At 66.0% G+C, this 20,941-nt stretch carries 20 protein-coding genes and 1 riboswitch; of the genes, 4 read left to right on the top strand and 16 right to left on the bottom strand.

Annotated elements, in window-relative coordinates; genetic code table 11:
• Positions 1-20: 20 nt before the first annotated feature.
• The 5 genes from cobJ to H4I97_RS06610 all read right to left on the bottom strand — a co-directional run bounded on the left by cobJ (position 21) and on the right by H4I97_RS06610 (position 6,336).
• On the bottom strand, positions 21-1,982 hold the full coding sequence (cobJ, locus tag H4I97_RS06630; RefSeq protein WP_182307118.1) for a precorrin-3B C(17)-methyltransferase: 1,962 nt from the start codon (positions 1,980-1,982) through the stop codon (positions 21-23).
• Positions 1,979-2,722 carry a precorrin-2 C(20)-methyltransferase gene (gene cobI / locus H4I97_RS06625; protein ID WP_182307117.1) on the bottom strand — a complete coding sequence of 248 codons (744 nt, stop codon included), beginning with the start codon at positions 2,720-2,722 and terminating at the stop codon, positions 1,979-1,981. Before cobI ends, cobJ begins: the two co-directional genes overlap by 4 nt.
• Positions 2,723-2,963: 241 nt before the next feature.
• The gene (gene cbiE, locus H4I97_RS06620; RefSeq protein ID WP_182307116.1) at positions 2,964-4,193 is read right to left on the bottom strand and encodes a precorrin-6y C5,15-methyltransferase (decarboxylating) subunit CbiE; all 1,230 of its coding nucleotides are present in this window, start codon (positions 4,191-4,193) and stop codon (positions 2,964-2,966) included.
• Positions 4,186-4,824, bottom strand: coding sequence for a precorrin-8X methylmutase (locus H4I97_RS06615; protein ID WP_244658763.1), 639 nt, complete (start codon positions 4,822-4,824; stop codon positions 4,186-4,188). Before H4I97_RS06615 ends, cbiE begins: the two co-directional genes overlap by 8 nt.
• Positions 4,825-4,998: 174 nt before the next feature.
• Positions 4,999-6,336 carry a sirohydrochlorin chelatase gene (locus H4I97_RS06610; RefSeq protein ID WP_182307114.1) on the bottom strand — a complete coding sequence of 446 codons (1,338 nt, stop codon included), beginning with the start codon at positions 6,334-6,336 and terminating at the stop codon, positions 4,999-5,001.
• A gap of 333 nt (positions 6,337-6,669) precedes the next feature.
• On the opposite strand from H4I97_RS06610, the gene H4I97_RS06605 reads away from it, so the two are divergent.
• The 3 genes from H4I97_RS06605 to H4I97_RS06595 all read left to right on the top strand — a co-directional run bounded on the left by H4I97_RS06605 (position 6,670) and on the right by H4I97_RS06595 (position 8,741).
• The gene (locus H4I97_RS06605) at positions 6,670-7,455 is read left to right on the top strand and encodes a TSUP family transporter (RefSeq protein ID WP_182307113.1); all 786 of its coding nucleotides are present in this window, start codon (positions 6,670-6,672) and stop codon (positions 7,453-7,455) included.
• A 111-nt stretch (positions 7,456-7,566) separates the two neighbouring features.
• Positions 7,567-7,929, top strand: coding sequence for a nuclear transport factor 2 family protein (locus H4I97_RS06600; RefSeq protein WP_182307112.1), 363 nt, complete (start codon positions 7,567-7,569; stop codon positions 7,927-7,929).
• Positions 7,926-8,741, top strand: a complete 816-nt coding sequence (locus H4I97_RS06595; protein ID WP_182307111.1) for a helix-turn-helix domain-containing protein — start codon at positions 7,926-7,928, stop codon at positions 8,739-8,741. The genes H4I97_RS06600 and H4I97_RS06595 overlap by 4 nt, the downstream gene beginning before the upstream one ends.
• Before the next feature lie 12 nt (positions 8,742-8,753).
• Here the strand turns inward: H4I97_RS06595 and cobO are convergent, their stop codons facing one another.
• The 11 genes from cobO to H4I97_RS06535 all read right to left on the bottom strand — a co-directional run bounded on the left by cobO (position 8,754) and on the right by H4I97_RS06535 (position 20,334).
• The gene (cobO, locus tag H4I97_RS06590; RefSeq protein ID WP_182307110.1) at positions 8,754-9,383 is read right to left on the bottom strand and encodes a cob(I)yrinic acid a,c-diamide adenosyltransferase; all 630 of its coding nucleotides are present in this window, start codon (positions 9,381-9,383) and stop codon (positions 8,754-8,756) included.
• A gap of 17 nt (positions 9,384-9,400) precedes the next feature.
• The gene (locus H4I97_RS06585) at positions 9,401-9,784 is read right to left on the bottom strand and encodes a GFA family protein (protein ID WP_182307109.1); all 384 of its coding nucleotides are present in this window, start codon (positions 9,782-9,784) and stop codon (positions 9,401-9,403) included.
• Complete coding sequence (gene cobN / locus H4I97_RS06580) at positions 9,777-13,139, bottom strand: cobaltochelatase subunit CobN (protein ID WP_425306241.1); 3,363 nt, start codon at positions 13,137-13,139, stop codon at positions 9,777-9,779. Before cobN ends, H4I97_RS06585 begins: the two co-directional genes overlap by 8 nt.
• Positions 13,140-14,086: 947 nt before the next feature.
• On the bottom strand, positions 14,087-15,166 hold the full coding sequence (gene cobW, locus H4I97_RS06570) for a cobalamin biosynthesis protein CobW (RefSeq protein WP_182307107.1): 1,080 nt from the start codon (positions 15,164-15,166) through the stop codon (positions 14,087-14,089).
• Between the two features lie 3 nt (positions 15,167-15,169).
• Positions 15,170-15,694, bottom strand: coding sequence for a bifunctional adenosylcobinamide kinase/adenosylcobinamide-phosphate guanylyltransferase (gene cobU / locus H4I97_RS06565; RefSeq protein ID WP_182307106.1), 525 nt, complete (start codon positions 15,692-15,694; stop codon positions 15,170-15,172).
• A gap of 168 nt (positions 15,695-15,862) precedes the next feature.
• A riboswitch (cobalamin riboswitch) is annotated at positions 15,863-16,230 on the bottom strand.
• A 61-nt stretch (positions 16,231-16,291) separates the two neighbouring features.
• Positions 16,292-16,759, bottom strand: a complete 468-nt coding sequence (locus H4I97_RS06560; RefSeq protein WP_182307105.1) for a hypothetical protein — start codon at positions 16,757-16,759, stop codon at positions 16,292-16,294.
• Between the two features lie 62 nt (positions 16,760-16,821).
• Positions 16,822-17,613, bottom strand: coding sequence for an ATP12 family chaperone protein (locus H4I97_RS06555; protein WP_182307104.1), 792 nt, complete (start codon positions 17,611-17,613; stop codon positions 16,822-16,824).
• The gene (locus tag H4I97_RS06550) at positions 17,606-18,277 is read right to left on the bottom strand and encodes an HAD-IA family hydrolase (protein ID WP_182307103.1); all 672 of its coding nucleotides are present in this window, start codon (positions 18,275-18,277) and stop codon (positions 17,606-17,608) included. The genes H4I97_RS06555 and H4I97_RS06550 overlap by 8 nt, the downstream gene beginning before the upstream one ends.
• Positions 18,274-19,266: an RluA family pseudouridine synthase gene (locus H4I97_RS06545; RefSeq protein ID WP_182307102.1), complete on the bottom strand. Its 993-nt coding sequence runs from the start codon at positions 19,264-19,266 to the stop codon at positions 18,274-18,276. The genes H4I97_RS06550 and H4I97_RS06545 overlap by 4 nt, the downstream gene beginning before the upstream one ends.
• A 94-nt stretch (positions 19,267-19,360) precedes the next feature.
• Positions 19,361-19,738, bottom strand: a complete 378-nt coding sequence (gene crcB, locus H4I97_RS06540) for a fluoride efflux transporter CrcB (RefSeq protein ID WP_182307101.1) — start codon at positions 19,736-19,738, stop codon at positions 19,361-19,363.
• 59 nt (positions 19,739-19,797) lie between these two features.
• Entirely contained in the window at positions 19,798-20,334 is a 537-nt protein-coding gene (locus H4I97_RS06535; protein ID WP_182307100.1) for a flavodoxin domain-containing protein, read from the bottom strand.
• Between the two features lie 290 nt (positions 20,335-20,624).
• On the opposite strand from H4I97_RS06535, the gene H4I97_RS06530 reads away from it, so the two are divergent.
• Positions 20,625-20,900: a hypothetical protein gene (locus H4I97_RS06530; RefSeq protein ID WP_182307099.1), complete on the top strand. Its 276-nt coding sequence runs from the start codon at positions 20,625-20,627 to the stop codon at positions 20,898-20,900.
• Positions 20,901-20,941: the final 41 nt, after the last annotated feature.

Raw genomic sequence — 20,941 nt, 5'->3', positions numbered from 1 at the left:
AGGGGGATGAGGGGCCATGCTCAGGCACCAGCTTTCGCCATCCCCGTATCCGCCTTCCCCGAATAGCCGCGCGGCGTGTAAACCCAGGTCTTGCCGTCGCCGGTCGTGACCGTGCGGCTTTCCGACGAGCCGACGACGACGACCGTCAGCATATCGACGTCATCGACGTTCAGTGCGCCGAGCGGCACGGTGCGGACGTGCTCACCGGGGCGCCCGAGATTGGTGGCGAGGATCACCGGTGTGGTGGCCGGACGGTATTCCAGCAGCTTTTCGCGCGCCCAGGCAAGCTGCGTGCGGCGCTTCATCGACACCGGATTGTAGAAGGCGATGACGAAATCGCCCTCACCCGCCGCCGTCACGCGCCGCTGGATGTGCTCCCACGGCGTCAGCAGGTCGGAGAGCGAGATGGTGCAGAAATCGTGGCCGAGCGGCGCACCGATGCGTGCCGCCGCCGCCTGCAACGCCGAAATGCCGGGCGAGACCTGCACCTCGATCCGGTGCGCGGCGTCCGAAATGCCGCCCTTGTCGAAAAGTTCGAAGACCAGCGTCGCCATCGCGTAGATGCCGGCGTCGCCCGAGCAGACCAGCGCCACCGTCCGCCCCTCGCCGGCGAGTTCCATGGCCCGCACGACGCGCGCCTCCTCCTTGCCGAGATCGAAATCGTGGCGTGCCTTGCCTTCCGCGAGCGGACCGAGCAGGTCGAGATAGAGCGAATAGCCGACGAGGTCGGTCGAGGCGGAAACCATCGCCGAGACCTCGGGCGAGCGCCACTGGTCGGCACCGGGGCCGATGCCAACGACAAAGAGCTTTCCGCGTGCACGGCCGATGGTTTCGGGATCGACTATCGCCGGCACACGGGCGATTGCGGCCGTAGCACCCTTCGACTTGATCTTTTCGACGACGAGTTCCCCGGCCGGCCCGACGGCCGCGAGCGCCGCCCCTTCGGCAACGCCGTGGCAGCCGACCTCGGCGAAAACGACCTCGGACGGGTTCCTGAGCCGGGGCGCTTCCGCCTCCAGCGTCGCGGCGTCGAAGAAACGAGCCGGCACGCCGAAATGCGCCGCGGCCGCATGCACCGCCGCCTCGTCCGCCTTGACGTCGATCGAGGCGACGGCTGCGAGGCTCTCCCGCGCCAGTCCGCATTCTGTAAGGGCCTTTTCGGCGAGCGCAATCGCCTCGTCGGTGGAGGCATGCCGCTCGCAGCCGATGCCGAGCACCAGCGTCTTCGGATGGTAGACGAGCTCCAGCGGGCCTGCGTTCTTCGGCCGGTCGGTGACGGTCAATGTCACCATCCCGTCGTCCGCGAAGGGGATGCGCGAGGAGAGAAGCCAGGCGGCGAGCGGCGCCCTTCCCTTCTCCCCGACGGGGAGAAGGTGGTCCGAAGGACCGGATGAGGGGGACAAAAGGCTGGACTTGTCGGGTGCCGCCCCCTCACCCGGCGCTATCGCGCCACCCTCTCCCCGCCGGGGAGAGGAGACAGCGAGCTTCGCCTTCGCCCCCGCCACCAGTTCGGCCATCACCGCCTTAGCGTTCTCCGGATTGGCGAGCACATAGCCGGCCGGCGGTTCGTCCAGTGCGATCCCGAACCGGAGGTCGCCGGCGGTGGTCACGGCCGCATGGGCATCAAGTGCGCCTGCAATCGCCCGCGCCAGATCGTTGGCGCCGTGATGGCCGCCGAGGAGGGGCACGACCGAGGCACCGTCCTCGGAGACAGAGAGCACCGGCGGCTCCACCTGCTTGTCGGAGAGAAACGGCGCGAGAAGGCGAATGACGGCGCCGGACGCCATCACCGCGACGATCGGCCGGCCTTCGGCGAAGAGCCCCGCCAGATGCGCCTTCACGTCGTCGAACAGGCGATCGGCGGACGAGACGCGCGCGCGGGCGCCGTGCAGTTCGCCCCCGATTGCAAGCGCGATGCGCCGGCCGAGATCGAGGGCCTTGTCCGACAGGATGACGACGGCCGGTGTGTTCAGTTCGCTCATGAGGGCATTCCGTTTGAGGTCCGCGGCGAGAGGCCGGCGTTCCAGCCCTCCCCGCCCTTGTAGATCAGGATCATCGAAAAATAAGGGGCGACGTCCTCGCCGACTTCGGCGAGCGGCAGGACGCGCTGTTCGGCAAGGCTCACGCGCTCGACGTAACCGGCGGCGGCTTCAAGCCCCATGGTGCGGATCAGCGCCCGGATGCGGGAAAAGTGCCGGCCGACCTTGATGATCGCCACCGCACCCGCCGCCTCGATGCGGGCGCGCATGGTATCGTCGTCGAGCGGGCCCGGCACGACGCTCAGCACGTCGTTGCGCGCGGCAAGCGGCCGCCCGAGGGCAGCCGCCGAAGCCATCATCGAGGAGACGCCGGGCACGATCTCTGTGGCGAACCGGCCGGCAAGACGCTCGAAGAGATACATGAACGAACCATAGAAGAAGGGATCGCCCTCGCAGAGAACCGCGACGTCGAGGCCGCTTTCGAGATGTCGCGCCAGTGTCTCGGCCGCCTCGTCGTAGGTTTCCTTCGCGGGGAAACGCTCGACCCGCATGGGCACGATAATCGGAACCTCCACCTGGTGGAAACTCAGATAGGGGGCTGCGATCTGCCGGGCGAAGCTTGACCCTGTATCGGGTGCCGGATAGGCGATCACCGGAACCGAGGTCAGGATGCGGTGTGCCTTCAGCGTCAGGAGTTCGGGATCGCCGGGGCCGAGGCCGAGGCCGTAGAGCTTGCCGGTCATGAGGACTGCCCCCTGCTTGTCGGAAAAATACCCCCTCTGGCCTGCCGGCCATCTCCCCCACAAGGGGGGAGACAGACAAGCGGCACCGCTCGCGCCCTAGGAGGATCACGGGTTAACGCCGGGAAGGCAATGTCCGTGCGAAGCGAGCGGCCGGCGCGCAGCACGTTGGCGGCGCGGATCTCTCCCCCCTTGTGGGGGAGATGGCCGGCAGGCCAGAGGGGGCATTGAAACGCGAACCGCATCACGCGCCCTCCCCCTTCGTCACCGACCAGATGGTAACCGGCATCAGAGGCTTCCAGCCGCAATAGCGCCCGACCGGCGCGCCGCGCGACACCGAAATGCGGGTGAGTTCGCCGCCGTGAAAACCGTGCAGGTCCGCAAGCCTCGCCTCGCCTTCGATCGTCACCGCATTGGCGACCAGCCGGCCGCCGGGTTTCAGTGCTGCCCAGCAATCGTCGAAGACGCCGTCGTGGGTCAGGCCGCCGCCGATGAAGACGCGGTCCGGCGCTTCGAGCCCTTCGAGCCCCTCCGGGGCGGGCGCCTCGACCACCTGCAGGTCCGGAACACCGAGCGTCTCGGCATTGGTGCGGATCATCGTCACCCGCTCGGCGCGGGCCTCGACCGCCACGGCCTGAGCGCCCATGCCGCAACGCAGCCACTCGACCGCAATCGAGCCGCAGCCGGCACCGACATCCCAGAGAAGCGCATTCGGAAAGGGCGCGAGCAGCGAGAGCGTCGCCGCCCTCACCTCGCGCTTGGTCAACTGGCCGTCATGCACGAAGGCATCGTCCGGCAGTCCGGGTACAGGCGCGAGAAGCGGCCCTTCGGCGGCGCAGTCGATCGCCAGCGTGTTGAACTCCGAAATCGCCGGCGCCTCCGCCGCAAAAGCCTCGGCGCTCATCACCGTCATCCGCTCTGCGGGACCGCCCATATGGTCGAGCACTGTGATCACCGAGGCTCCGAAGCCGCGGCGGACGAGAAGGCTCGCCGCGTCGCGGACCGTTTCCGCCCCCGACGTCAGCGCCAGAATGCGCGCACCCGGCAGAAGGTGCCGGTTGAGATGGGAGAGCGGCCGGCCATGGAGCGAGATCTGCGCGACCGACTGCAACGGCCAGCCGAGCCGGGCGGCGGCGAGCGAGAAGGCCGACGGCGACGGCAGCACGGCCATCTCTTCCGCCGGCACGTAGCGCCGCAGCGTCGCGCCGATGCCGAAATGCATGGGATCGCCGGTCGCGAGCACCGTCACCGGCGTGCCGCGTAGCTTCAGCACTTCCGACAGCGTCTCACGAAAGCCGCCGCTCCAGGTGAGCACACGCTTCAGCCCCGGCAGGTGACCACCTTCGAGCACGCCGTCCAGCCGCTCGCCGAGCACGATGGTCTCGGCCTGCCAGAGCAGGGCCTGCGCTTCGGATGTCAGGCTCTCAAGGCCGTTGTCGCCGACGCCGATGATGGTGAGCCAGCGTCTAGTCATTGGTGCCCAACCTTCCGGCGAGCGCGTTGACGGCTGCCGACGCCATGGCCGAGCCACCGCGGCGTCCCCGGACGGCGATGAACGGCACGCCGCGCGGATCGGCGATCAGCGCCTCCTTGCTTTCGGCCGCTCCGACGAAACCGACCGGAAGTCCGAGGATAACGGCCGGTTTCGGCGCGCCGGCGTCGAGCCGTTCGAGCAGCCGGAAGAGCGCCGTCGGGGCATTGCCGATCGCCACCACCGCGCCGCCGAGCCGCTCGCCCCAGAGATCGACCTGGGCCGCCGAACGCGTGTTGCCGATTTCGGCCGCCTTCGGGCGCACCCGCTCGTCTGTGAGGAGGCAGATCACCTCGTTTTCGGCCGGCAGCAGCCGCCGGATGATGCCGTGGCGGACCATTTCGGCGTCGCAGAGGATCGGCGCACCGCCGGCAAGCGCCGCGGCCCCCGCCTCGAAAGCACCCTCCGAAAAGGCGATGTCACCGGCGAGATCGACCATGCCACAGGCATGAATCAGCCTGACAACGAGCGCCTCCATGCCATTGGAAAAGCGCGACAAATCCGCCTCACCCCGGATCGTCTCGAAGGACCGGCGGTAGATCTCTGCGGGATCGCGGATGTAGTCGAGGGGAATGGTCAATGTCGTTTGCCCCTCATCCGGCTACCGCCACCTTCTCCCCGCAAACGGGGAGAAGGAATCCGCGGCATCGCCCGTGCCCCATCCCCCTTCTCCCCGTGCCAACGGGGAGAAGGTCCCGGCAGGGGGATGAGGGGCAGTGACGGGACGCCTGTCTGTCGAACAATGCGGTCATTTCTTCTGCATCGACTTCGGGCCGAGCGGATGGTCGGCATGCGGGTACGGCGCGTGGTGATGTCCGTGATCGTGATCATGGCTGTGCCCGTGGCCATGACGGTGTGCATGGTCATGGTCATGGTCATGGTCATGATGGTGGTGATGATCGTGACCGTGGTCGTGGTGATGATGGCCGCAGCCGCAATTGGGGCCGTGCTCGTGGACATGGGCCTTGCCGCTGGAAGGGGCGTTCATCACCGCGTCGAGCTCGGCATCGGGCGCTGCGTTCAGGAGATGGCCGTATTTGCCGCCGAGCGTGGTCGAAGCCGCGTAGTCGAAGGCCGGTTCAAGGTCGTTGGGCTCGGCATGGGAATGCACCGGGGTCCAGGGCAGGCCGTGCTCCTTGCAGAAATCGGGATCGCGGCAGGAGGCATCGCAATCCCCCTGGCACGGACAGTTTTCCAGCCCGCCGCCGATGCCCTCGACGTGGTGGTGATGGCTTTCCTGCGGCTGACCGATATCGGCCTCGAAGCCGAGCACCTGCTCGCGATACTTGCACATCTGGCAGTTCATCACCGCAGCACCTTCGAGGACTTCCTTGACCCGGTCCTGGAAGGCTTCGAGCACGAGCGGATGGTCGTTCAGGTAGCTCGCCTTGACGAACTGGATCTCGGGATGACGCGCCGCCACTTCGTCGGTGTAGGAATAGATCCGCTTCACCAGAACGCCGGTGAAGAGGAAATACGGGAAGACGATGATGCGCTTGTAGCCGAGCCTGGCGGCGTGGGTGAGGCCCGGCTCGACGAGCGGGAAGGTCACGCCCGAATAGCACGTCTCGCCCCAGCCGAAGCCCATGCCCTCCCAGAGCATCCGCATGACCTTGGCGGCGTTGGAATTGGCGTCCGGGTCAGAGGAGCCGCGACCGACCACCATCAGCAGCGTCTCGTGCTTGTCGACGAAGCCGAGTTCGGCATTCGCCTTTTCGATCGCCTCCTGGATACGGTCGCCGGCGGCGCGGATCATCTTGAGATCGATGCCGAGTTCACGCCCGTAATTGATCACCATGCCCGGATTTTGCGCCTGATAGGTGTTGAGCACGGAGGGAATGTCGTTCTTGGCGTGGCCGGCGGCGAAGAGCATGCCCGGGATCGCCAGAACCCGCGTGACGCCCTGCGCGCGAAGCTTGTCGAGGCCGGCGGAAATCACCGGATTGCAGAATTCCAGATAACCGTATTCGACCGGCATGTCCGGATTTCGGGCCTTCAGCGCCTCCGCGATCACGGCGAATTCGCGCGCGGCGTTCTGATTGCGGCTGCCGTGTCCGCACACCATGATTCCGAGTTTGTCCGTCATTCGCTCCGGCCTCCTGCTTCGTTGCTCTCGACATGTACGAAGCGCCAGAACCGCCGAGCGGTCCTGCGGCCATCGGGACAGCTCCGGACTTGGCCCCCGACTTGGGTCGGCCGCACCGGACTATTTCCAGCCTGTCAAACAGGCGCCGTCGCACATTAGCGAGTGGTTTACCGAAGCGCACCGTCGCGGTCAAACCGGATTGCGCCGGAAGCTGTGGAGTCTGCGCCACGGCCCCAGCTGGCGACAGACGACCTGCGGCAAGACGGTTGCCCGCCGCGGATCGCTGGTGCAAGAGTGCCGGCCGTTCTCAACCGCTCCCGAAAGAGTCGTTTCGTGGCCGATCTCGCCCTGCAAGCCTTCGTTCTCCTGTTCATCGCGGCCTTCGTCGCCGGCTTCGTCGATTCGATTGCCGGCGGCGGCGGGCTGATCACCCTGCCCGCGATGCTGATCGCCGGCATTCCGCCGCTCCAGACGCTCGGCACCAACAAGCTGCAGTCGCAGTTCGGTGCCCTGTCGGCGACGCTCGCCTATGCGCGCAAGGGCCATGTCGACCTGAAGGCGCAGCGCCCGATGGCGGCGATGGCAGTGCTCGGCGGCGCCGTCGGGGCGATGATAGCGACGATCGTCCCCGGCGAGGCACTGCGGGTCCTGATGCCCTTCCTGCTCGTTGCGATCGCCCTCTATTTCGGTTTCAAGCCGAACCTCAGCGACGAGGACCGTCACCGCCGGCTCTCGCATACGCTTTTCGGCGCGACCGTCGTTCCGGCAATCGGCCTCTACGACGGCATTTTCGGTCCGGGAACGGGCTCCTTCTTCATGTTGGCCTTCGTCTCGCTCGCAGGCTTCGGCATGCTGAAGGCGACGGCCCACACCAAGCTCCTCAACCTCGGCTCCAATGTCGGCGCCTTCGTGGTCTTCCTGATGACCGGCGCCGTGCTCTGGAAGATCGGGCTGCTGATGGGCCTCGGCCAGTTTCTCGGTGCCCAGACCGGCTCGCGGCTTGCGATGCGCAACGGTGCCAAGATCATTCGCCCGCTCCTCGTCGTCACCTGCCTCGCGCTCGCCACGAAGCTGCTCGCCGATCCGGCCAATCCGGTGAGAGTGTGGCTCGGGGTGTGAGGACCGACTGCAATCGCCGTTCGATTACCTGCGAGGTAATTGATGCTATGACCTTTCTTGCCGATGATCGGACTGCCTGGACGAACCGGGCAGTCACAAGGAGCAAAGATCATGGACAACGCAAACACCGTCGCCGAACGCTACATCGCCGTCTGGAACGAGACCGACGCCACCCGGCGCCGCACGCTGATCAGGGAGAGCTGGCTTGAGGACGCAACCTATGTCGACCCGCTGATGTCTGGTGAAGGCCATGCCGAGATCGAGGGGCTGGTCAGTGCCGTTCAGGCCCGCTTCCCCGGCTTCCGCTTCGCCCTGATTTCGGCGGACGGCTATGGCGACCGGCTGCGCTTTTCCTGGAAGCTGGGCCCCGCCGACAACGACGATATGATCGAGGGAACGGACTTCGCGATCGTCGAGGACGGCCGACTGAAAGAGGTCCACGGCTTCCTCGACAAGGTTCCGGCGGCCGCATGACCGCCGCGAGCCTCGGCGACATCCTGCGAGAATGGCGGCGGCGCCGCCATTTGAGCCAGCTGGATCTTGCGCTCGATGCCGAAATCTCGCAGCGGCATCTGAGCTTCATCGAAAGCGGGCGCGCGGCACCGAGCCGCGACCTGCTGCTGCACCTGACCGAGCGGCTCGGTGTGCCGCTGCGCGAGCGCAACCCGATCCTGATCGCCGCCGGCTACGCCCCCGTCTTCGCACAGAGATCGCTCGACGACCCGGCGCTCGTCCCCGCACGACAGGCCATCGACATGATCCTGAAAGGACACGAACCGTTCCCGGCGCTCGCGGTCGACCGCCACTGGATGCTCGTTTCGGCCAATGCGGCGCTCGGCCCCCTGCTCGCCGGCGTCGAGGACGAAAGCCTGCTTGCGCCGCCGGTCAACGTGCTGCGTCTCAGCCTCCATCCGGACGGCCTCGGCCGACGGATCGTCAACTTCACCGTCTGGCGCAACCATCTTCTCGAACGGTTGCAGCAACAGATCGCCGCAAGCGGCGACCCCGTGCTCCGTAATCTTCTCGATGAGCTGATGGCCCTGCCCCGGCCTCCTGCGCCGCCGCACGGGGCCGCCGACGAGGCTCACGACCTCGGAGAGATCGCCGTCCCGCTGCAGATCGAAACCGAGGCCGGCGTGCTTTCCTTCCTTTCGACGACGACGGTGTTCGGCACGCCGCTCGACATCACGCTGTCGGAGCTGGCCATCGAATCCTTCTTTCCGGCCGATACCCGGACGGCGGAAGTCCTGAAGGCATTGCCCCTGCAGCCGGGCGGCCGCGAGTAGCGGCGGCCGGGCTCAGAACTCCACGCCGATCTGCGCCTTGATGCCGGAACGGAACGGATGCTTGATGAGCTCCATCTCGGTCACAAGGTCGGCAATCTCGATCAGCTCGTCCTTGGCATTGCGGCCGGTCAGCACGACATGGGTCATCTCCGGCTTTTCGGTCTTGAGGAACTCCACCACCTCGCCGATGTCGATATAGTCGTAGCGGATGGCGATGTTGATCTCGTCGAGCAGCACCATCGAGATTTCCGGATTACGGATCAGGTCCTTGGCCTTTTCCCAGGCGGCCTTGGCCATCGCGATGTCGCGCGCCTTGTCCTGCGTTTCCCAGGTAAAGCCCTCGCCCATCGTGTGGAATTCGCAAATATCGGAGAAGTGTTTCAGGATCAGGTCGCGCTCGCCGGTCGACATGGCGCCCTTGATGAACTGAACGACCGCGCATTTCTTGCCGTGCGCGATATGGCGGAAGATCATACCGAAGGCGGCGGACGACTTGCCCTTGCCCTTGCCGGTGTGGACGATGATCAGGCCCTTCTCATCGGTCTTGGTGGCCATGATCTTGTCGCGCGCGGCCTTCTTCTTGGCCATTTTCTCCGCGTGGCGCGCGAGGTCGGTATCCGTTCCCTGTGTCTCTTCCGTCATTTTCTCTTCTCCTGTCCTCAACTGCCCTTCGGGAGATCGTCGGTCACGTTCAGCCAATCGACCCGTTCGTCCCAGTGCCAATGTTCGTGGATCTCGACGTGCAGCCCATCGTTCAGGCTCGCGACGTAGAAATCCATTTCGTTCGGCCGCTCGTCCGTTTGAAAGGACATCGGCGAACCGCAATTTCGGCAAAAGCCGCGTTTGACGCCCGGCGACGAGGCGTAGAATCGCAAGCTCCCGCCGATCTCGGCATCGCTGCGCCGGACCGTGAAGACGGTGGTGACCGGTGACGATGTCGCCCGTCGGCAGCTTTCGCAATGGCAATGACCTGCCGAAAGAATTTCCCCGTTCACCTTGAAACGCACGCCACCGCACAGGCAGCGACCGGAGAGTTCAGCCATGATGTCCTCCCGCCGAAGCTAGTTCCACGAGCGAGAACTTGGCCGAATTGCTTTTCGGCGTCCACAACCCGCGGTCGATCGCCTCGATCAGGCGCGCCGACATCTCCTCGAGCGCCGCCGGGTTCTTCTCCGCCATGAAGTCGCGCACCCGCTCATCGAGAACGAAAGCCCGGTAGACGGCCTCGAAATGATGATCGCGCACCGCACCGGTGGTGGCTGAAAAGGCGAACATGTAGTCGACCGTCGCGGCGATCTCGAAGGCGCCCTTGTAGCCGTGGCGCATGACGCCCTCTATCCATTTCGGGTTGACGACGCGGGCCCGCACCACCCGGCCGATCTCCTCCTCGAGCGAGCGCACGACCGGCCGCTCAGGGCGGGAATGATCGTTGTGGTAGACGCTCGGCCGATGGCCCGAAACGTGCTCGACGGCCGCGGTCATGCCGCCCTCGAACTGGTAGTAGTCGTCGCTGTCGAGAAGGTCGTGCTCGCGATTGTCCTGGTTCTGCACGACCGCCTGCACCGATCGCAACCGCTCCTCGAAGAGCCCGCGTTCGGCCTTGCCTTCTTCGCCTGCGCCGTAGGCATAGCCGCCCCAGACGAGATAGGCTTCGGCGAGATCGCCGCGACGCTCCCAGCCCTTCTCGTCGATCAGCGCCTGCAGGCCCGCGCCATAGGCGCCGGGCTTGGAACCGAAGACGCGGTAGCCGGCGCGACGGGCGGCAGCGTCCTCGTCCATGCCCGCTTCGCGTAGCCGCGCGACCTCCTCGCGCATCCGGGCGGCGACGGGGTTATCGGCAGCGTCCTCGTCCAGCGCACCGACGGCGCGGACCGCGCGGTCGAAAAGGGCGATCTGTTCGGGGAAGGCATCGCGGAAGAAGCCGGAAATCCTGAGCGTGACGTCGACGCGCGGCCGGCCGAGAACGGCCTGCGGGACGATCTCGAAGCCGGTGACGCGGCGGGACGCCGTGTCCCAGAGCGGCTTGACGCCGAGGAGCGCGAGCGCCTGGGCGATGTCGTCGCCGCCCGTGCGCATGTTCGAGGTGCCCCAGGCGGTCAGTCCGAACGAGGTCGGCCACTCGCCGTGGTCCTGCACATAGCGGGCGATCAGCAGTTCGGCGGACTTCTTGCCGAGCTCATAGGCAGCCGGTGTCGGCACCGCGCGGCTGTCGACCGAGTAGAAATTGCGACCCGTCGGCAGCACGTCCGGCCGTCCACGCGTGGGGGCGCCGGAGGGCCCGGGCGGCACGAAGCGGCCGTCGAGACCGGTGAGCAGGCCGTCGATCTCGGCGGGGCCGCAGGCGGTGACGGACGGCTTGAGCCGTGTTTCGATCTCGTCGAGCACGGCGCGGGTCCGCATCCATGCTTCGGGGCACGTCACCTCGCCCGCAACAAGCCTTGCGGCGAGCAGCTCGATGCGTTCGACCGTGTCGCCCTTGGTGCGCCAGGGCTGGTCGTCGACCTCGGCAAGGATCGCCGGCCGCGGTCCGGTCCACGGATCGGACATCACGCAGTCGAGCGGATCGAAGACGGCATGCCTGTGCGAAAAATCCCCCTCTGGCCTGCCGGCCATCTCCCCCACACGGGGGGAGAGCAACCGTGGCTCCCCTTGGCGCTCGACGGAAGAGTCGGGCGCAAGCGGAAGCCCCTCCCCCTTGTGGGGAGGGGTTGGGGAGGGGTCTTCTCTTTCAAGTATATCCTTGGCGATCGCCCGCTGAAGGCTCTGGTCGCCACCTTCGCCGAGGCCCCGCGGCACGCGGGCCAGAGCGACGGTCAGGTCGGTCAGGAGCCGGCCTTCCGGCGCCAGGCCGAAAATGTGCAGCCCGTCGCGGATCTGCATCTCCTTGAGGTCGCAGAGATAGGCGTCGAGCTTTTCGAGCGCGCTTTCCTCGGCCTCGCCCTTGGCAATCCCGGCATCCTCATCGAGGCCGATGTCGGCGACGAGATCGAGGATCTGCTTCTTCAGCAGCTTCAGGCGGCGCGGATCTCCGCCGGCGGCCTCGTAATACTCGTCGACCAGGGCCTCAAGGTCCTTCAGCGGACCATAGCTTTCCGCACGCGTCAGCGGCGGCGTCAGGTGGTCGATGATGACGGCCGAGGTTCGCCGCTTCGCCTGCGTACCCTCGCCGGGATCGTTGACGATGAAGGGATAGAGATGCGGCAAGGGTCCGAACACCGCCTCCGGATAGCAGGTCTCGGAAAGTGCCAGCGCCTTGCCCGGCAGCCATTCAAGGTTGCCGTGCTTGCCCATATGGATCACCGCATGGGCGTCGAAGACCGTCCTCAGATGCGCGTAGAAGGCAAGATAGCCGTGCGGTGGCACGAGGTCCGGAGAGTGATAGCTCTCCTTCGGATCGATGTTGTAACCGCGGGCGGGCTGGATACCGACGAGCAGATTGCCGAACCGCGACAGCGGCAGCGCGAACCGCCCGTCGACGAAGAAGGGATCGTTCTCCGGCGCGCCCCAGCGGGCCGCGACCTCGTCCTGAATCACTTTCGGAAGCTTTTCGAAGAAGGCCTTGTACCGGTTCAGGGAAATGGTTTCGCGAATTTCCCGACCGTCATTCGCGGCGTTCGTCGGTCCTGCCATCAGATGCGTCATCAGGGCGTCGCCGTTCTCCGGCACTTGGCCGACGGCGTAGCCGGTCTTCTCCATCGCCCGCAGCACCTCGATCGTCCCGGCCGGGGTGTCGAGGCCGACGCCGTTGCCGAGACGGCCGTCGCGGTTCGGGTAGTTCGCCATGATGAGCGCCACACGCCGTTCGTCGGCCGGCGCATGCCTGAGACGCGCCCAGCGCGCAGAGAGCGCCGCGACGAAGGCCGTCCGCCCTGGTTCCGGTTCGTGGGTGACGATGTTCGCCTCGACGCGTTCGTCGAAGCGGGCCGCCGACTTGAACGAGACGGCGCGGGCAAGCACCCGTCCGTCGACCTCGGGCAGTGCCACGTTCATCGCGAGATCACGCGCCGAAAGGCCCTGGCTGGAGGCCTGCCATGCATCCTTCGCGGACGCCGAAAAGATCGCCTGCAGGACGACGGCTCCGCCTTCATCAAGGACGGTCGCCCGGCGCTCGGCGCCCGGCGCGGAAACAGCAAAGCCCGTCGCATTGATGACCACGGCGGGCGGCGCCTCGGCAAAGATCGCGCGCAGCGTATCGACCGAGACGGCATCCTTGAGGCTCGAGACGAAGACCGGCAATGCGGCGAGCCCTTCGGCCTCCAAGGCGTCGATCAGGGCCTCCACCGGCTTCGTCTCGCCGCTCTGGACGAGCGCTCGGTAGAAGCAGACGGCGACGACGGGCAGCGAATGCTCGTCGGTGCTCGGCCCCTCATCCGCCCTTCGGGCACCTTCTCCCCGCACGCGGGAGAAGGAGACGCCGACGTCACCCCTTGTCCCTTCTCCCCGTCCGACGGGGAGAAGGTGCCGGCAGGCGGATGAGGGGCAATCTTCGACGCCTCTTTCCATTCCTCCACGCCAATCACGCCACGGCCCGGCCACCAGATGCCGGCTTTCAGCAGCGGCCGCGCCGGCTCGGGCCTCTCGGTCCCGGCGACGAGTGCTTCGGCATAGGCGACCACACCGCCGGCATTGGCATCGCCGCCCTCGATCAGATAGGCCCAGAGCGATGCGAGGTCCCCCGCCGGCAGGTTGGAAAAACTCGAAAGCCCCTCGTCCGGCTTGTCGTCGCCCGGAAGCACGGCGATCATCGCGCCCGATCGTTGTGCCGCCGCATGCAGGGCTTCCAGTGCATACTGGAAATAGCTGGCACCGCCGAGCGCCCGAACCACGATCAGCCGCGCATGGCGTGCGGTCCGCTCGACATAGGTGTCGACCGACATCGGATGTTTCAGCGCCATCAGGCTCGCGAGACGCCACTTCGGACCGGCCTCGCCGCGCGCCCGCACCGCCGCGGCGATCGCGGAAAGCTCAGTATCGGCCGCCGTCAGGAAGATGATGTCACCGGCGCTCTGGCCGAGATCGATCGCTTCCTCGCCGTCGCTGATCGAGCCTTTCTGGGCTAGGAGAAGATGCATGGCCGTGTCGCTTCCCCAAGAGTTCGCGCCGAGGCGTATCGCGTCGACAACACCTCCCTCTGGCCTGCCGGCCATCTCCCCCTCAAGGGGGAGATCGGAAGCCGACAAGTCGAGCTGCCCGAAAAACCCTTCTAACCTGTTCTCCGAGCAACCGCCCCGCTTCAGCGCTGACGGAACGACCGGGCGTCTCCGCATGGTGATCTCCCCCTTGAGGGGGAGATGGCCGGCAGGCCAGAGGGGGGTAATCGAGATATTCATGAGCTCAATCGATCCTCAGGCCGCCTTCTCGACCGCCTCGACCACCGCCGCAAAATCCCATTCGTGCAGGCCGATGACGACGAGGCGGGTTTCGCGCTTCTCGCCGGCCGCCCAGGGACGGTCGAAATAGGTGTCGATCCGCGAGCCGACCGCCTGGATGACGAGCCGCATCGGCTTGCCGGGCACGTCGACAAAGCCCTTGAGACGCAGGATGTCGTGGGTTTCGATGACGGCCCTCAGCCGTTCGACGAAGGCGGCCGGATCGGCGATCGCCGGAAGCCTCAGCGCAAAGCTCTCGAACTCGTCGTGGTCGTGGTGATGCAGGTGGTCGTGCCCCTCACCTGAGGCGTGCGCTGCCTCGTGCTCAAGCTCGTGGTGCGACCTGCGGTTTTCGATATCGGCTTCCGAACCGGCGCCGAGGCCGAGGAGCACGATCGCGGGAACTTCGCCGTTCCTCGCCTCGACCAGCGTCGGCTTGCGGTTGATGCGTCCCGCAACCTCGGAGCGGACTGCCGCGATCCCCTCGCCGTCCAGCAGATCGGTCTTGTTGAGGACGATCAGGTCGGCGCAGGTGAGCTGGTCCTCGAAGAGTTCTTCGAGCGGGCTGTCGTGGTCGAGCGAGGCATCCTGCTCGCGCATGGCGTCGACCCGGTCGTGATCGTCGGCGAAACGACCGGCCGCCACCGCGGCACTGTCGACCACGGTCACCACGCCGTCGACGGTGACGCGGGTGCGGATGTCCGGCCAGTTGAAGGCGGCGACCAGCGGCTGCGGCAGGGCGAGGCCGGAGGTCTCGATGACGATGTGGTCCGGCCGCTCCTCACGTTCGAGCAGTTTCTGCATGGTCGGCACGAAATCGTCGGCCACCGTGCAGCAGATGCAGCCATTGGTAAGCTCGATGATGTCGTCCTCGGTGCAATTGTCGGCACCGCAGCCCTTCAGCACCTCACCATCGACGCCGAGGTCGCCGAATTCGTTGATGATGAGCGCGATCTTCTTGCCGTTGGCGTTCATCAGCATGTTGCGGATGATCGTCGTCTTTCCGGCGCCGAGGAAGCCGGTGATGACGGTTGCCGGGATCTTCTGCTGCAGCATGGTTCAACCCTTCATTTTCAGCGGCAGTCCCGCCGCGACGAAATAGACTTCGGTCGCGACCGACGCGACCATCTGGTGGAGCCGCCCGGCATGGTCGCGGAATTCGCGCGCCATGCGGTTTTCCGGCACGATGCCGAGCCCGACCTCGTTCGACACGAGGATGAGCCGCGCCTGAAGCGTCGGCAGGACCGCGACGAGGCGCGCGCTTTCGGCGGCGACATCGCGTTCGTCCAGCATCAGGTTCGTGACCCAGAGCGTCAGGCAGTCGACGAGCACCACACGGCCCGGCGCATCAATGCGCCGGAGAACGCCGGCAAGGTCGACCGGCTCCTCATGGGTCGTCCAGAGCCCACCGCGGCTTTCGCGATGCAGGGCTATGCGTTCGCGCATTTCGTCATCGAAGGCGCGTCCGGTCGCGACATAATGGCGTTCGAGCCCGCTCACCTCGGCAAGCGTCTCCGCATGCCGTGACTTGCCCGAACGGGCACCGCCGAGCACGAAGACGCAATGGCCGTCAGCCGCGCTCAAGGACGGACCTCCGCAGCAGAGCGCCGGAAAGATGGACACGGGAAGAGGCCGGGCGCGCGGCCCGGCAGAAAGGATATGGAAATGCGGGATCGCACGATCCCGCCGTCACAAGATGTCGCCACGACAACCTCCGTGCTGGCAACGGGGATTTTCCCCAGGATGGGCTTTCAAAGCCCGGCACGGGTGGCAGGTCTCCTGGCTCGCGGTTGAGGCGCCTTGCGCCAACGGGTCTCTCTCGCCTTCCCGAAGCTTCGAGGCGACACGAAGGGCGGACGATTCGTAGAAATAGAGGCGTCCCGGCCCCGGCTGTTCGTGTCGCCACTCCAGTGGCTTTTCCGGTTTCGCCGAAGAACCCGCCGTCCGCTCCTTGCGGACCCGTCACGGATATTCCGGCTCGCCGGATGAAGGACCCTCACCGCTCTACAGTCGCGGGGTCGGCTGCGATTGGCAGGCCCGGCTTGGGTCCCCACCGTCGCATTCCCTTTTGCGTTCCGCTCCGTATCGACGGCGCGGAAACCATCCGAATGAAAAACGCTTAGGCGCAAGCGAAGGTGAAGTCAATTCGAACGGGAGGGCGGCAAGCCGTCCCTCAGCCCATCACTGAAGCGCCGACGGCATGCTCAGCGCGAAGAGCGAGCGGATGCGCGCGGCGACCGCTTCGGCAAGCGCCTCCGCCTCGAAATCCGGGTTTTCCGTTCCGCTCGTAACCGGGAAGGTCGCGCTCGCGACCGGAGAACCGTCGATGACCGAGACAGCGGTCACCGTGACTGTTGCCTCGCTGCGGCGGTTGAGCGGCGAAATGTCCGGCCGGTAGGAACCGATCCGCACCGAGAGCACCACCGGTGGCGCCTCCGGCCGCGGCACGGTCGCAGCGATCGCCGCGGCAATACGGCTGTCGGTGCCGACGATCACCGCCTTCGGCACACGGATATCGGCGAGTACCGTCAGGTCGCGGACGTCATAGACCTTGCGCGGCGTAAAGGCCCCCGCCCCCGCGATACTGCACGACGACAGCAGCGCGGAAAGGAGAAGGGCGATGGCGGCATGGCAGAACCGCAGAAGCATGACAGGCTGATCCGATCCCGATTCGGTCGAAAGAGCCTGTCACCGTTATGGTTAGCGCCGCGTTAAGCGGCAGCCCGCACGGCCCGGAACAGGCGCGCCGCAGCGTCCATCTCCTCGAAGCGCTTGGCCCGGCGGGCCTGCGCCTCCTCGTCGACGCCCCAATGCTCCTCCGTCCAGTCTTCGTCGAGATGGGCGAGCGCCCAGATCTCGGGGACGGAAAGAAAGCCTTCGGCGAAGGCGAGCGCCAGGATCGCCGAACCGGTCAGCGTCGTCACGACGTGCAGCGCCGCGAGTTCGAACGGCGTCCGGTAGGCGCCGAGCGCCGAAGCGAAGGCATCGATTGCCGCCTGTGGCTGCGCCTGATGCACGATGCCGGCGGCGAGAACGAAGCGGGCGCCGTGGGAGGAAGCCACCCAGTCGATCACCCGTCCCCACTGCCGCGCCTGCCGTTCGACGAGTTCCTGCGGCGATTCCGCGTGGTAGCAGAGCAGGTCGTTGCCGGCGTAGCGCACAATATCCTCGAACACGGCATCGACCTGATCGGCGACAGCGTCGATCGCGGTATTGGCAAGCCGGGTCGTCGGCATCGTCGCCGGATCGATCGTCTCGCCCTGTGCGCGCCACTCCGAAGCGACCAGTTCGGCAGCCTCGGCCGTCGGCAGCCGCAGCGCACGTTTCGCCGGCGTCTTCACGCCGCGTCCGTCGAGCAGGACGGCGACGCCGTCATCCTCGCTCCGCGTGTCGACTTCAGTGTAGAAGCGCTTGGCCTGCGGCCGCTGCATCTGGATCTGTGCGCGGCGCACCGGGTCCGGGTCGCTCGGCTCGGGGCCGAAATCGCTGAGAAGGTCACGCATCGACGGCTCCTTTCATGATATGAGCCAGGAGGTCGGCCGGGCGATCGACGACGGCGTCGGCGCCGGCAAGCAGCAGCGCGGCGGTCGTCGAATAGCCCCAGGAGACACCGATCGCCCGGGCGCCGGCGGCCTTGCCCATCTGCATGTCGTAGATCGCGTCGCCGATGACGACCGCATCCCGCGCATCCATGCCGGTTTCGCGGCAGCACTCCAGGACCATGGCCGGATTGGGTTTCGACGGACAGTCGTCCGCCGTCCGTGAAACGACGAAATGGGGCTTCAACCCATGGGTTTCAAGCACGCCGTCGAGGCCGCGGCGGGACTTGCCGGTCACCGCCCCGATCAAAAGGTCGTCCCGGCGAACCATCGCCGCGATCACCTCGGCAATCCCGTCATAGAGCGGCTCCTCGAAGCCCAGCTCGGCACGCACCTCGGCGAAAACCGCCTTGTAGTAGAGTGCCATCGCCCCCGCCTCGTGGTCGACATCCGGCTTGCCCTGCATGGTGGCGATCGCGAGATCGAGGCTCAGGCCGATGATCGCCTTCGTGCGTTCGACATCCGGCGCGGCGTGGCCGAAGTGAAGGAAGGTGCGCGTCATCACCGCATGGATGAGGCCGACACTGTCGACGAGCGTACCGTCGCAATCGAAGAGAACGAGTTTCATTCCTCGTCCCTCGCTCCATCGGCCTCGTCGAAGCCGAGCAGGTTCCAGCTCTGCACCATGTGCGGCGGCAGCGGCGCCGTCACCTTCAGCCGCCCGCCGGAAGGATGCGGAATGTCGATGGAGCGCGCATGGAGATGCAGCCGCTTCTGGACGCCGCCCGGAAAATCCCAGTTCGGATCGTCGATGAAGTATTTCGGATCGCCGATGATCGGGTGCCCCATATAGAGCGCATGGACGCGAAGCTGATGGGTGCGCCCCGTATAGGGCTCCATCTCCAGCCAGGCGAGGTTCTGCGCGGCCGTGTCGATCACCCGGTAATAGGAGACGGCGTGGTCTGCCCCCTCCTCGCCGTGTTTGGCGACGCGCATGCGGTCACCGTCCGGAGTCTGCTCCTTGACGAGCCAGGTTGAAATCTTGTCTTCGTGCTTGCGCGGCACGCCCTTGACCAGCGACCAGTAGATCTTGTGGGTGTCGCGCTCGCGGAAGGCGGCCGTCAGCTTCTGCGCGGCGCCGCGCGAGCGGGCGACGACGAGAACACCGGAGGTGTCGCGGTCGATGCGGTGAACGAGACGCGGCTTCTCGCCCTTCTTGTTCGTCCAGGCCTCGAGCATCTTGTCGATGTGGCGGGTCACACCCGACCCACCCTGAACGGCAAGGCCCGCCGGCTTGTTGAGCACGAAGACCTTTTCGTCCTCGTAAAGCAGCATGCGCGAGAGGAGTTCGCCGTCGCCCGAGTGTTTCAGATCCTTGCCGGCGATCGGCCCCGTCTTGGCCTTGGCGTCGACGTCGAGCGGCGGAACGCGGATCATCTGGTCCGGCTGCACGCGCGTATCGCTCTTCGCCCGGCCGCCGTCGATACGCACCTGACCGGATCGCAGAAGCTTCTGCAATGCACCGAAACCGAGGCCCGGAAAGTGCACCTTGAACCAACGGTCAAGCCGCATTCCGGCCTCGTCCGCATCCACCTTGATATGCTCGACGCCCGCCATTTCCGCTCTTTCGACAAATTTCCGCACGGCCCGAACGCCGCGCATCAGGGGCTTTAGAGCATTTCGCCTGCCGAAGGGAAGCTTAAAAGCTGTCTCAGAGCAGCGAACGCATGACGCCAATGCCCGCGACGGTCGCAATCAGCGAGAGACCGACGCTCGCGCCGACATAGACGAGGCTCGACAGCGCTTCCCCGCGCTCGAACAGCGAGACGGCGTCGAGTGCGAAGGCGGAGAAGGTCGTGAACCCGCCGAGGAAGCCGGTGATCAGCAAGAGCCGCATCTCCGGCGAGGCGCCGAAACGCGCGACGATCAGTTCCGCCAGAACGCCGATGCCGAACGAGCCGACGAGATTGACGGCGAACGTGCCCCAGGGAAAGGCGGAGCCGGCCAGCCGCAGCAACCCGACGCCGACGAGATAGCGGCAGACCGAGCCGACCGCACCGCCGGCGGCTACGAGGAGGATCTGGTTCACGTCACGCCTTCCATCACGTTGGGGCCGGCCGGGCGGGCTCCATTATTCAACCGGTCGTCTCAGGCCTTTGCGCCCGCAAGGAAATCGGCGACGAAACGCTCAAGCTCGGCCCAGTCCGTGAATTCGAAGTTCTGGCTGGCATCGGTCGGCGCCCCCTCACGCGCGGCGAGGCGCTTCGCCATCCAGCGCTTGAAGAAGTCGTATTCGGTGTAGCGCAGGGCACCGGCGGCATTGAGCACCCTGCCCGGCGTCCAGCCGGTCTCGGCCATCAAGGTGTCGGGGAAATGACGCGCTTCCTCGCGTTCCTCCTCGAACTCGCTGCGGATGAACAACGAGACGGAGACGAAGGCGCTCGGCACCGATTTCAGAAAATCCCTCTCGCGGCGGACGAAATCGACGAAGGGCGCGGGATAGCGCCCGGCGTGGATCGGGGCGCAGAGGATCACCGCTTCCGGCCGCTCGAGTGCGTATTCGGCCATGGAGGTGACGTTGAAGAAGACCGCGCGATGACCGGCCTTCTCGACATGCTCGGCAATCTTTTCGGCAATCTTGCGCGTCTGGCCTTCGATGCTGACAAAGCCAATGAGAATGTTCATTTTCCCCTCCGTCCCTTGATCGGCACCCCGCCGGAGCCACCGCATAACTACCGCTCGTCACCGCCGAAATCAGCGGACTGACGCCTGAATTTGCAAGCAAAATGACAGATCGGCGAGCGATTGCAAGCCTGCCCCTCCGCCATTTCGGATGGTTCCTCCGGCGCCTTTCGCCGCAGTCCCGAAACGCCGTTCGGCACTACATCGCATTTGACTAAAATGCCTCTGCCGGATTTAGCGGTCCGTAGAGAGGCATGCCATATCCTGCAGGGATAGAGATACCGGTGATAGCCATGCCTCAGGTAGTTACAGTTTCGGCCACGACGGCCGCTTATGCGATGGAAGCGACAAAGCCGCCGCAGCGTGTTCCTCGCGGTACGCTGGTCGAGGAGCAATTGCAGGTCTTTGCAGAGCGCGCCGCCAAGGGCGACGACTTCAGGCTGCGTGCAATTCTAACCGTCGTGCAGCCGCCGGCGCTGTCACTCCACTTCCTGACGGCCGGCCAGGCGAAGCATGAGCAAGCGACCCTCAAGGAAGCGCTCGCCGCCTATCTCAGTTCTACCTCCTGAGGATATTTCGGCACTGATTCAAAAAGCGCCGCGGCCCCCTC

The sequence above is a fragment of the Ciceribacter thiooxidans genome, from assembly GCF_014126615.1.
Lineage (GTDB): Bacteria > Pseudomonadota > Alphaproteobacteria > Rhizobiales > Rhizobiaceae > Allorhizobium > Allorhizobium thiooxidans.
Note: the sequence above shows the minus strand (reverse complement) of the source record. Positions and strands in the feature narration are given on the sequence as shown.